General features: G+C 67.2%; 3 protein-coding genes and 4 pseudogenes. 3 read left to right on the forward strand and 4 right to left on the reverse strand.

The annotated features are described in order from the left end of the window. Positions 1-926: 926 nt before the first annotated feature. Positions 927-1,555: pseudogene (locus OHN74_RS42795) on the reverse strand (CRISPR-associated endonuclease Cas3''); the annotation flags it as partial. Between the two features lie 525 nt (positions 1,556-2,080). Between OHN74_RS42795 and OHN74_RS00250 the strand changes: the two are divergent. Next, positions 2,081-2,851, forward strand: a pseudogene (locus OHN74_RS00250) (IS256 family transposase); the annotation flags it as partial. A gap of 15 nt (positions 2,852-2,866) precedes the next feature. Here the strand turns inward: OHN74_RS00250 and OHN74_RS00255 are convergent. Beyond that, positions 2,867-4,947, reverse strand: a pseudogene (locus OHN74_RS00255) (ISAzo13 family transposase). Positions 4,948-4,994: 47 nt separating this feature from the next. Here OHN74_RS00255 and OHN74_RS00260 point away from each other — a divergent pair. Further along, positions 4,995-5,471 (forward strand): annotated as a pseudogene (locus OHN74_RS00260) (transposase); the annotation flags it as partial. 1,029 nt (positions 5,472-6,500) lie between these two features. Continuing rightward, positions 6,501-10,202: a hypothetical protein gene (locus OHN74_RS00265; RefSeq protein WP_327692437.1), complete on the forward strand. Its 3,702-nt coding sequence runs from the start codon at positions 6,501-6,503 to the stop codon at positions 10,200-10,202. Between the two features lie 518 nt (positions 10,203-10,720). Here OHN74_RS00265 and OHN74_RS00270 read toward each other — a convergent pair. Beyond that, positions 10,721-11,389 (reverse strand): hypothetical protein, encoded by a 669-nt coding sequence (locus OHN74_RS00270; protein ID WP_327692438.1) that lies wholly within the window; start codon positions 11,387-11,389, stop codon positions 10,721-10,723. Continuing rightward, on the reverse strand, positions 11,390-12,274 hold the full coding sequence (locus OHN74_RS00275) for an ATP-grasp domain-containing protein (protein ID WP_327692439.1): 885 nt from the start codon (positions 12,272-12,274) through the stop codon (positions 11,390-11,392). It lies immediately after the preceding gene. Positions 12,275-12,510 lie beyond the last annotated feature (236 nt).

Consider the following 12,510-nt stretch of genomic DNA (forward strand, 5'->3'; position numbering starts at 1 on the left):
TTTCCTGCGCCGGCGAGGTAGCTGCGCACCAGCTCGGTGCTGACGCGGGCCGGCATCGTGGCGGACAGCAGGACGACCGGGCAGCCCAGTGCGCCCAGCCAGTGCAGCAGCCGCCCCAGCAGCTGCTGCATGAACGGGGTCAGGGCGTGGGCCTCGTCGACGATGACGGTCCGCCCGGACAGGGCCAGCATGCGCAGCGCGCTGAAACGGACCGGGAGCGCCGCCATCAGGGCCTGGTCGTGGGTGGCGACGGTGAACTGTGCCAGCAGCGCCCGGTCCCAGCCCCGCAGCCAGCCGTCCGGCACGGTCACCCGCTCCTCAGGGCGCTGCGCCCCGTCCGGGTCTTCCCGGTCGTCGGGCCCCTCGGGCCAGAACTCGTCGGTGGTCGACGCCCCGTCAGCGGCGACCTGGCACTCGGTGTAGGCGGAGTTGTTCCAGCTGTGGCTGTACACCAGGGAGACCGGAGCCCGCTCGGGGCGGTGCGCGGCCACGTACCGCTCAAGGATCTCGTAGGAGGCGTCCGCGGTGGCGGTCGTGGGCAGCAGCCACACGATGCCGGCGGTGGCGCCGTCGGCGTTGAAGATCCGTGCGGCTTCCAGGCCGGTCACGGTCTTCCCGCCGCCGGTGGCATCGGTGACCACCACGATGCCCGGTCCCTTCTCCTCCACCACCTTGGTGAGCTGCCTGATCAGGGAGGCCTGTAGGTCGTTCGGGGCGGTAAGACCGCGGTGGGCCTGGGCGAAGGATGCCGGAGGGAGTGCGACGCGGGGCAGACCGGAACCGTCGAGCAGAACCGGGGCGTCCTTGACGGCCTGCGCGTAGTGCTCGCCTGCGCCGAAGGCGGGTGCTTGCGCCTTGGGCAGCCAGTAGTGGCGCTGGCTGGCCAGCCGGTCCGCGATCACTCCGACCCCGGTGATCAATACCGCGGCCGGCACCGGCACCCGCGAGGGCACCATGGTGACACCGGTCAGATGACGCACCAGGGCGAAGTAGCGGCGTCGCAGATCCTGCCACGCGGGGCCGCCCAGAACGAGGTTGACCCGGGATGCCCTGGCCGCGCCGTCGATGTCGAGCTGCAGGAACCGGCCGTGGTGGCCGCCCAGCATCTGCGCCACCAGCACCCCCGCACTGTCCGACGTGTCGACCTCATAGCCGGCCTCCGCCAGCAGCTGCAGCACACTGTGCATGGAGGCCCGCTCGTGCGGCATGCTCCCCCAGCTGCGTGTGTCCGCCCGCAGCACCTCACTCACCCGCGCCCAGGGATGCGCCTCCCGCTCCTGGAAAGACGACAGCTTGCCCAGATCATGCAGACCGGCGAAAACATCACCAGGCACCGGGCCTCCGCCACCGTCACGCCCAGCCCGTCGGCGATCAGCCGCCGCTGACCACGCGTCAGGAACCGGTCCCACACCTCACCGGCGACCGCCGCCACATCCAGCAGATGGAACAGCAGCGGATACACCGCCAGAAACCCCCGGTCGAACTTCCCCCACGGCGTCAAGTCGATCCCGCCGAACCGGGCATCCTCCCGCGCTCCCACAACCACTCCCCGCACTCAACTACACCATACTCAAGGGGCGTTGACACCATCCTGCCGCATCCGATCACTCATTTCCGCAGGCCGCTTCCCGGAACTGCCAAAGCGGGAGGCAGTGTTACTCTCCCGCGCAGGAAGGCGTACTCCCAACTGGGCCCGCCTCCCCATCGGACAGATACCGTGGAAAACTGCGGAACACACCGGCAGACACCCCGGCCGGGCCGGACGCCACAAGCGCGTCGCATTGCCCAACCGGCCTGGTACCGCAGCATCTTGTGAAGTGGGGACAGTTGAAAATACTCTCCCCCAAGCCGCGCGAGCCGTGCTCAGCTGCCAGCCCGGCAGTTCGGTACCGCTGCGGAAACAGCATCCCGGCACAACCACCACACCCGACCCGGTAAAGTGAATAGGTTGCGTCCAGGGAAGTGGTGTACGGGTTCGACCTGATCCGGGGGTTTGCTCCGGCTTCTGGCTGATGCCCGCATAGATGAACGGCCACCGGCTGATCTTCGAAGTGTCGAAGCCTCGAAGGAGATCAGCACGATGACCGCACCTGACAGTCTGCCCCTGCACGCCCTCGCCGAGGACAATCTCGCCGCGGCGAGTCCCGATCTGCTGCGCGCGATGGTCAAGACGTTCGCCGACGCACTCATGTCCGCGGAGGCCGACGCCCTCTGCAACGCCGAATACGGGCAGGTCAGCGACGAACGCGTCAACCACCGCAACGGCTACCGCCCACGCGAGTGGGACACGAGGGCCGGCACCGTCGAACTGGCCGTCCCCAAACTGCGGCAAGGCAGTTACTTCCCGCACTGGCTCCTGGAACGCCGCCGCCGGGCCGAGCAGGCCCTGATCTCGGTGGTCGCGACCGCCTACCTGCTCGGCGTCTCCACCCGCCGGGTCGAGAAACTCGCCGAGTCCCTCGGGGTCACCCAGCTGTCGAAGTCCCAGGTCAGTGCGATGGCCAAGCACCTGGACGAGCAGGTCGCCGCGTTCCGCAACCGACCCCTCGACGCCGGGCCTTACGCGTTCGTCTGGGTCGACGCACTGACCCAGAAGGTCCGCGAGGGCGGCCGGATCATCAACGTCCACGCGCTGATCGCGGTCGGCGTGAACGCCGACGGGCACCACGAGATCCTCGGCATCGACGTCGCCACCTGCGAGGACGGCGCCGGCTGGCTCGCCTTCCTGCGCTCGCTGACCGCCCGCGGCCTGTCCGGGGTTCAGCTGGTCGTCTCCGACGCGCACACCGGCCTGGTGAACGCGATCGGTGCGGTCCTGCCCGGGGCTTCGTGGCAGCGATGCCGCACGCATTGAAGCCGTAAGGATTCAACATGGTGTTTCGCTGTCTTCTGTGACGGATGCGAGTACGTCGGCGGCCGTGGCGAAGCGTCGTTCGGCGGGCATCGGGACGTACGGGTCTTGTTCGAGGAGGGGACGGACATCCTCGATGGCGTTGCGGATGGTGCCGCGGCTGACACCGAACAAGTCAGCCAGGGTCTGCTGGTTGCATAGATCTCGCTGCGAGAGGACCGTCGCCAGGATCCGGTCCGCGTCAGTGATCTTTTGGCGGAAGACGCCGCCACGGGTTCCCGGACGCCGGGCGCCGCCGCGCTGGTGATGCCGGCGTCGTTCGAGCGCGGCCTGGTAGGGCACGGTGATCCGGTCGATCAGCGCCTGGAAGTCCGGACGGGGCATGGCGGTGAGTGCGGGGTGGGACAGGGTCTGGGAGAGATCCATTCGGCTGGTCGTCGCGCCGTCCTGCGCCCAGTCGCGCAGTTCCTGGGCGGAGGAGAAGTAGTGCGCGGTCTGCGAGATGGCGATTTTCTGCGCGTCGATGAGTGTGCGGGTCTCGCCGATGACCTGGCCGATCGTGACTGCGTTGATGGCGAGCAGGTCGACTAGAACCTTCTGGGAGCAGACGCGGCGCAGGTAGATCACCGTGACAAGGATGCGGTCGGCGTTCGAGAGCAGGGGTTTGCCGTGCGCTCCGGGGGCCTGCAGGCGTCGGCCGCCGCGCTGCTGGAACTTGCGCTGTTCGGCCTGGGCGGCCTGCGCGGGAGCCAACTGGGCGCACAGTGCGTCCAGTTCGGGTGAGGTCATGCCGCTCAGACGCGGGTCGGCGAGTATCGCCAGGACCTGTGACCTGGTGTGGTCGCGATCGCTGGTGTTGATCGCGCAGTCGCCGGTGGTGTTGACCGGGACGATCGTGTAGTTCCAGGATCCGTGCCGGTCATGGTGTGTGATCGGCAGTGAGCGCAGGTGCTCGCGGCTGACGGAGATTCCCACCGGGTAGGACCCGGTGTCCAACTCGGCGTGAACGCGCAGGCCGGTGCGGGTTCGGGTCGCGGCGATGCTGTTGACCACGACTTCGTGGCTGGTCAGGGGCCTGCCACGCCAGTTCATGGAGATGTGGGAGAACAGCCGGTGCTCGATTTTGTTCCATTTCGAAGTGCCCGGCGGAAAGTGACAGACGCTCACCGTGAGACCCGTCTGGGCGGCGAACGCGGCGAGTTCGGCCTTCCACAACCGGTAGCGGTAGCTGTTGGACCCTCCGCAGTCCGCGGTGATCAGCAACCTGTCGGCATCCGGGTGGTCCACCCGGCCACGGGCCCGCCACCAGCGACGGATCGACTCGACGGCGAACACCGAGGTGTCGTGATCGGTACCGACGTTCACCCAGCCGCTGTCGTAGGCCAGATCGTAGATGCCGAAGGGTATCGCCACGTCGACGTCGGGGCCGATGAAGTAGAAGCTGTGGTCTTCGACCTGCACCGGATCGCCTGCGGGGCGCCATTGCCGCCCGGGGTTCGGCAGCTGTCCTATCTGTTCCTTCTTCTTGGCATCGATGCTGATCACCGGCTGACCGCCGGACTGGTGCTCTTTGACCTGTTCGTTGATGTAGCGGAACTGTGCGTCCCGGTCGGGGTGTTGCTTGCCCTCCAGCGTCTTGGCGCTGGTCTGCAGACTGAAACCCTGCTCTCTCAGCAGCCGGCCGTCGGGGCGGAGATCGGGTGCCCCTGCCTGGTCAGCTCCTCGGCGAGGTTGCGCAGGGACTTGGTGGTCCAGCGCAGCGGTGACATCGGATCGCCCCGTTCGTCCGGCTCCACCAGCTTCAGCAACGCCGGAACCAGGCAAGGATCCTGTTCCTCGGCCAACTTGCGGCCACCCCCCGGGCGCCGGACACAGCCGTCCCGCAGCGGATCCGCACCGGCCTCCAGCTCGAACACCCCGCTGCGGACCGTAGTCTCGCTCACTCCGGCCAGCCGCGCCACGGCCCGTACCCCACCGTGTCCGAGCAGTCGCGCCTCCTGCGCCAACATCAGACGCCGCTGACGCTCGTTCAGATGCGGCAGCAACACCGCGAAACGGTGGTCGAGTTGGGACAGCAACTCCTCCGTGATCGCCATACCAGGCCAACGAGCCGCTGACCGCGAAGCAACAGGTTGATTCTTGACGGCTTCACTACGCCCGAAATCTGCTCTGCCAGGTCCCGAAATCGGCCCAGCCGTGGGTGGCCACGCTGCTGCGGACCGTCTTCGAACAGCCCGACACCGACGCTGTCCAGGCCCAGATGCGGCACGTCCTGGACGCGTTGGAAGCCAAGTTCCCCAAGGCCGCAGCCCACTTGGACGCCGCCCAGCACGAACTGCTGGCGTTCACCGCGTTCCCGCGCGAGATCTGGCGGCAGATCTGGTCGAACAACCCGCAAGAACGCCTGAACAAGGAGATCCGCCGCCGCACCGACGTCGTCGGGATTTTCCCCGACCGCCCCGCCCTGATCCGGCTGGTCGGCGCGGTGCTGGCCGAACAGAACGACGAATGGACCGAAGCCCGCCGCTACATGGGACTCGACCTACTGGCCAAGGCCCGCCTCCACCCGATCGAGTCAGAAAACGACGAGACCGCCCTGCCCACCGAACTCACCGCATAGCCTCAAAAACGAGATCACCGAGTGGCCGTCAATACACCACTCCAGCGGACGTGACCAGTGAATAAAAACTGCCCCTTGGGCCAGAGAACCAGCAGGCCAGCAGGGGTCCTCCCCACACGCGTGGGGGTCCGTCTCAGGCATGGGAGACCGACCACATGCAGGCTGCGCACTTCCCACCCGTGGGGGTCTGCCCAGGACGTTGATGGTGCCGAAGGTGCGCTCGATGTACTCCCCACCGACTTGGGGGTCTATCCATCACCTGCGCGCACGCGGCCGCTCTGTCCGCGCCTTCCCCGCGCCTTCCCCGCGCCTTCCCCGCGCCTTCCCCGCGCCTTCCCCGCGCCTTCCCCGCGCCCGCGGGAGTCTCTCCTTCTGGATCATGATCACGACGACGAGGACGATGTCTTCCCCACACCCGTGGGGGTCTGTCCTACAACCGGAAGCTCTACCGCCAGGACTGTGGGGGTCTGTCAACCTTTCCCCGGTCGACAACGATCGTCTTGAGATGCTCCCCACACACGCGTGGGGGTCCGTCGTAGCCGCCGGTGCGCCAGTGCAGTTCGACGGCGTCTTCCCCCCAAACATGTGGGGGTCAGTCCTTCTGCCAGATGAAGATGCGCGATGCCAGCATGTCCTACCCACGCACGTGGGGGTCCGTCCATATCTTCCGGCGTTTCTCCGGGCTGGAGAAGTCTTCCCCACACGTGTGGGGGTCTGTCCGCGGGATCGACGAACAGCAACGAGGCCAGCACGTCTTCCTCGCGCTTGCGTAGGTCTCTCCGCATCCGTGAGGAAAGCCGAAAGCACCGTCCGGTCTTCCCCGCGCCTGCGGGGTCTATTGGCGCACTGGGCCCGCCAATCCAGCCCACAGCGTGTTCCCCGCAAAGCTGTGGCCCTGTCCATAGCGCGTGAGCCTGCAGCGGGCACCTGAGGCCGAAAGCCGTTACCGATCCTGCTGTGTGGACACCCGTTGTCAGACCCCGTGCCTAGTCTTACGGCGACAAGTCGGCTTCGGAGCAGGGGGTTTGCGTGGCGTTCGACGGTGGGCGAGTTGCTGCTCGCGGGTTCCAGTACCAATATCTGCGCACGGTGGAAGCGCTGCTGGCCAGTGCGCGGAACGGTGAAGCATCCGTGTGCCGTATCGAGGGGCCTGGGAACGCGGTGTCACTCCAGCATGCGGATTCAGTCGATTTCGATCTGGCCGACGCCGCTGGCCGCTCGCTGATGGCGGTACAGGTGAAGAGCGCCGGAGCGGGGCGGACTGTGAGGGCTCGAGAGGCGGTGACGGTGCTGGTGCATCTGGTCACCGGCTTCGAGGCCGAGCAGTACCGGTTGATCACCTCGGCTGCGCCGGACGAAGGATGTCTGCGGCTGGCTGAGGTGTTGCGCCGTCATGGCGGTGATGTTCCTCTACTCAAAGCGGACTTGCGGGAGCTTCTGGTTCGGTCGCCGGCCGTGTGGGGTATCTGCCAAGCTCTGTCCGAGGAGCATTGGGAACGTCTGGGGCGTGCGGGGATCGAGTTCGATGGCCGCAGCGACGGACAGTTGCGTGAGGATCTCCACAATGCACTGCGCACCGAACGGGAGCATGCCGGGCAGGGGTTGTCGCGCAGGGCCGGGGGGCTGGTGCTGGGCCATTTGGTGGCCGAGGTCATGCGCCGGGCGGCCGATCCTGACCTGGCGCACTGGGGCGTGCGGGAGTTTCGCCGGTCGGTGCTGGTCGGCGACGAAGAACTGATCTCAGCTGTCGGCCGGCACGGGCTTGGGATCGTCTACGGACAGGTGCCGCCCCTTCCTGAGGTTGAGCGCGCGGATCTCGTCGATGGGATCGGAGACATCCTCTCTTCCGGTGGGGACAGCGCCGTGGGCGTCCGGACGTGCGTCATCACCGGGCTGTCGGGGCTGGGCAAGTCGAGCCTGGCCGCGGCGCACATCGCTGATCAAGCCTTCCGCTATGACGCGGTGTTCTGGGTAGACGCCGAGAGCGAGGAGGCCTTGGTCGCGTCGTTTGCCCGCGTTCTGGCACATCTGACCGGCAGTGAGGAACCGGCCGAGGTAAGGGATCCGCGGCTGGTGCGCGAGCGGGTGCATGCCGAGTTGCAGTCCCTGCCGGGCCCGTGGCTCATGGTGTTCGACGACGCCAGTGCGCCCGTTGCCCGTGCCTGGATACCGCGTAGCGGGCGGGGCCGGATCATTGTCACCTCTCTGGGCGGCCACTGGCACGGGGTGCAAGGGCGCATCGATCTGAGCCCGATGAGCAGCGAGGAGGCCCTCCACTTGCTGCAGCTGCGGCTGGGCTTGAGTGAGGGTCAGGTTGAGCGGTACGCGTCGTCGCTGTCCAGGCTGGCCCAGGTCTTGGAGTGCTGGCCGCTTGCGATCGAGGTGGCCTGCGGCTATCTGGTCACCTGCGGTATCGGCGTGGACCGGCTTCCCGCTTACACGAATACGCTGATCCGCCGGGCCGCGGACGACGAGCGGTCGGTGCCTGCCGGCTATCCGCGGACGCTGACGGCGGCGGTCGCGCTGAGCACCGAGCGGCTGATCAGCAGTGCCCGCTCCCGTGGCTTGCTGCAGCCAACCCTGGCCACGGTGGCCGCACTGTGCTGGCTCGCCCCGCGCCGGGCGCCGGTGCATCTGGCGTTGGCGAGCGCGTTCGTCGGCCCCACAGATCTGCCGCCGGCTCCCGGATGGGTGGTGTTCGACGAGGCGCAGGTCCCGGTGCGCGAGGTCATCCGCGAACTGACCGATGTCTCCCTTGTCCGGTACGACGAGCCGCTACCGACCCGCGAGGAGGCATTTCCCGGCAGTGAGGACACCGTGTCGATGAACGCGGTGCTGCAGGACATCCTGGCCCGACACCTGGGGCTGTCGCAGTCGGACGTAGCTGCGGGTCTGGCACACGTGGCCTGCCACACCGACCGCTGGCTGCGCGGGGCCTTGTTCTCCGGGCAGGCCGAACGGTCCTGGGAACTGGCCCAGCACGCCACCGCACTGGTCGAACACATTCGCTCAACACACACGGCCAACGGGTACACGGCCCTGCTCATGGGCAATCTGGCCGCGTTTCACCATGCTCACGGCCAGTACGACGCCGCCCGTGCCCTGCTGGAGCTGGAACTGGAGTGGCTGGCACGAGCCGACGACCCGGACGAAGGGCTGGCCGCCCAGACGCACACCCTGCTCGCACACCTCACCCAACTGCGCAAGCAGGCCGACGCCGGCCACCGCATTGCTGCCCATTTACTGCCCGTGCTGTCCTATCTCCGCCGGCTCGACGGGCCGCTGCCCGAGCACGTCGCCCACCTCGCAGCCGAGGCGTCGCGGATCCTGCAGAGTCACCTGCGCGACGAGCCGGACCCCGCGCTCGCGCAGCTGCTGGAGGACTTCCGTGTCCTGGCAGATGCCCTGCCCCCCACCGAGTCAACGCAGGCGACGAAAGACCTCCTCGCCATCCAGGACCTGTTGGGCCACAACGAAGGCGAACGCGCCGAACACGCCGCAGCAGCAGCCTTGGCCAGGAGCACCGATCCATGGTCGCGGGCCACGGCCGACCTCAAACGCCTCCTCATCGAGGCGCTCGTCCTCCAGGACAAGTGGGAGCAAGCAGATGCCGCGCTCAGCGACTTCCTGCCCTATGCCGGCCCCCGCACCCTGTACGGATTCGCCCTGCACCACCTGGTGCACAACGTCGGCTGCCACTGCGCCTGGACGTGGGTGACCCGGGGAGAGCAGCGTGCGGTGGAACTGCTGGGACGGCTGCTGGAGGAAACCAGCATCGCCGAGAATCCGGCGCTCGAGACGGCCACCGATGAGGCCCGGTTCATCCTGCTCCACGTGGTGCACGACAGTTGGCGGGCCATGAACGGAAGCTCCCAGGACGAAGGGTTCCTGGAGCAGATGAGCCGGCTCAACGACAAGGCGTTCACCGAGCCGTACGACCCGGACAACGTGTGGGAGCGGATCTACTCCGGACTGATGCCGCGGCTGTCGGCCGTGATGGGTGAGACGGTGCACCGCCACTACCAAGAGGAGGCAGACGCCATCCTCGCCACCGGCCTGCCCATGCTCGATGGGGATCCAGCAGTCAAAGACGTCTACGAGGCAGCCCGCTGCCACGCGGTGCTGTCGCTGTCCACAGATCCGGTCTACGGCAGCCTCGCCGGACGCTCCACCATCGACCTCCTCCTGCCGGAAGCCCGAAAGTTCCTGCCCGGACCGAAAGCTCTGGTCATCCTGCAACCCCACAAAACGGTCGGCGCCACCTCCCCCGAGACTGGCGAATCCATCGAGCTCCAGGTCCACCGAGCCTGCGACAAAGGGCTGCGCCGACTGGCCGGACCGCAGCCCACCCTCATCTCACCCCAGCACCTCACCCTCGTACTGACCGGTCAGCAGCTCGCCCTCGAACACGACGACGGCACCGTCATCGCCCGCGCGACCGTGCAGACCTCCAGCCAATGGCGACAGGCGGCCCGCTCCCACCGCACCACGGTGGTCTACTTCGGCTACGGCTTCGCCCTCCACGACTCCCCCATGCACCGGCGACTCATGGCCACACCCGCCGAACTGGGCCACCACATAGACAACGCCAGCGACAACGGCCTCCTTGCCGCAGGCCTCGTATCCGTCCGCCTCCAGATCGCCCCCTCCGTTCAGCACCAGCCGCCGGTAACAGCCCGCCAGCAGCCCCGCCGGTCAACCCGCGCCCAACGCAAGAAACCCCACAGGTAAGCGCACCCACCGCACTACTGACGTCCCCAACTCCACTTACCAGTTGGGAAGTTCAAGCCGAACCACCAAAGGCAACCGCCGCCAGGCAGTGGTCCTCACCAACACGGTCAAGTCATGTAAAGTGAGCAAAAGATGACCTGCTGATCTTCGAAACTGCAGGTGGTTCAGGGTCTTCCCCACACGCGTGGGGGTCACTCCCACGCGACCTCTGGGTTATGAGCCCAGCGAGCGTCTTCCCCACACGCGTGGGGGTCGCTCCCCCAGCGAGCTCGCGCTCGTGTTCGATGACCTGTCTTCCCCACATGGTTGAGCGCTCCGAGCTAGCTGTCTCGCCTGGGCTGCGGGGCCGCTGTGTGGTCCTTACTCCTGTGGGGGCCAACGCGCATTTCGCGGTCACATTCCTACGGCGCCCAGGAGCAACGCGGCTCGGTCGTCGTCGGTGGTCTCCACAGCTGCTGTGAACGTGGTTTTCGGCTTGGGCGGCCTGGGCGGCACGGTAGCGCCAGGGGTCATTGCTGCTACTTGAGTGTCGGGCTTGGCGAACAGGTCGTAGAGGTTGGGCATGTGGCCTCCTTGGTGGGCTCGGGTGTGGTGCTGCCCGGGCTGTGCGCGAGGCCGGCCAGGACGACGAGGAAAGCAAGGGCAGAGGCTACCGTCAATGTGACGGCGTCGCGGAAGACGGTGAGGAAAGTTCTGACGGTTTCTTCTCCGACACCGGCCACTTCGGCGTAGGCCTCGGCAAGGTGATTGCGTACCGGCCGGGGGCCCTGGGCCGCCATCTGGGCATCGGTGCGCCCGAAGACGGCTCGTGCCGACAGGACGGATGCCGCTCCGGCTACTGCCAGGACGGCCAGAGTGCAGGAGCATGCCCACAGGGCGGTAAGGGCCCAGTGGTGCTGCAGGACGTCCGTGGCTTTGGTGGCGATGGCTGCTGTCAGTGCGAGGGAAACCGTGGCAAGCGCACCGGCCCGGTTGCGGATCCGGTCCAGGTCGGCGATCTGGCGGTCGAGTTGACGGCGGCCTTCCTCGATGATCAGCACCAGTTCGTCGTCGGAGTGGGTGTCCAAGCTGATGGTCGTCGGTGCGGGTTCGGCGAAAGTGGGCACTGTGTGGCCGGGGTGCAGCAGCGCAGCACAGTAGATGAGGTAGAGACGTGCTTCAGCGAATCGGCCGGTGACGGTGGGCATTCAGCTGCCCCGCAGCCAGGCGGCCAGATGGTCGGCGATCTGCGTGGTGAGGGAGTCGGGGAGAAAGAGCCACTGTCCGCCGGGGTTGAGGTCGATGAAGGCGGGTCCGGTGTCGTCGAAAATCCAGTCCTGGCAGGTGAATGCGGTCTGCAAGTGTCGGGCCAGGCGGGTGGCGTCGCGTTCCACGGTGTGCCAGCGAGTTGACGGTGTGAACGAGTGGTGGGCTCGGGCGACTTGGCGCCAGTCCAGGGGCAGTCCGTCGGCGTCGAGTTCAGCAGTCCAGGCACGGCCCGCGACGGTGACGATCCGCAGATGGGTGCGGGCAGTGAGCATCTGCTGTGCCAGGAACGGCGCATCAAGCAGATCGACTCCGGCCAGCTGGGCGGCGGTGACGGCCTGGGTGTGGATGACTTGTTCCTGACCGTCACCGCCGGTGAAGTTGCCGGGTCCGAGCGGCTTGATGACGAACGGTTCGCCCAGTTCGGCGGCCAGTACGCCAGGATCGCCACCGATGAGGGTGTCCGGGATCCGCAGCCCCAGGGTGTGGGCGGCGCGATATTGCACGATCTTGTTCTCGGCGGCGAAGAGTGCGTCCACACCGCACAACCACTCGGTGGCGTCCTGGCGCAGTAGCGCGGCCAGCGCGGTCATTCGCGAGGCCAGGCGAGCTGCGGCCTGGCTGCCCAGTACGACGTTGGCGTCCCACCCCGCGGGGGCCAGGCGTCGAATCCAGCCGCGGCCGGGCATATCCGGCGCAAGACGGGACGGTTCGCCAGCCAGATCGAAGACAATGCACTCTGCTGGACTCAGGCGGCCCAGTACAAACGGCAGCGAGGCGGCGTCGGTGACAATGGTCCCCTGCCGAGGAAGCCGGTCCACCACCACGCCGATGTGCGGGTCTTCCGCATCCCCTATCAGCAGGATCCTGGCAGGCCTTCCTTCCGGGGAGTGCACTGCGTCGGTGCCAACAGCGGACGCTCCCGAATGAGATCCCATAGCAAGAGAGCATAGAAGAAGAGCAAAGGAAGCCATCGGCGTATCCAGTTGGCGAGGACCTGTTCTGGGATCCTGCCAAGCAGGGCATTCCCCGGGTACGGGGCGGCGTCCTGTATTTCGTCGCC

This window comes from Streptomyces sp. NBC_00459 (assembly GCF_036013955.1).
Taxonomy (GTDB): domain Bacteria; phylum Actinomycetota; class Actinomycetes; order Streptomycetales; family Streptomycetaceae; genus Streptomyces.

Coding starts and splice junctions, on each gene's coding strand:
- OHN74_RS00270 (WP_327692438.1), bottom strand. CDS start 11,389: ATGCCCACCGTCACCGGCCGATTCGCTGAAGCACGTCTCTACCTCATC.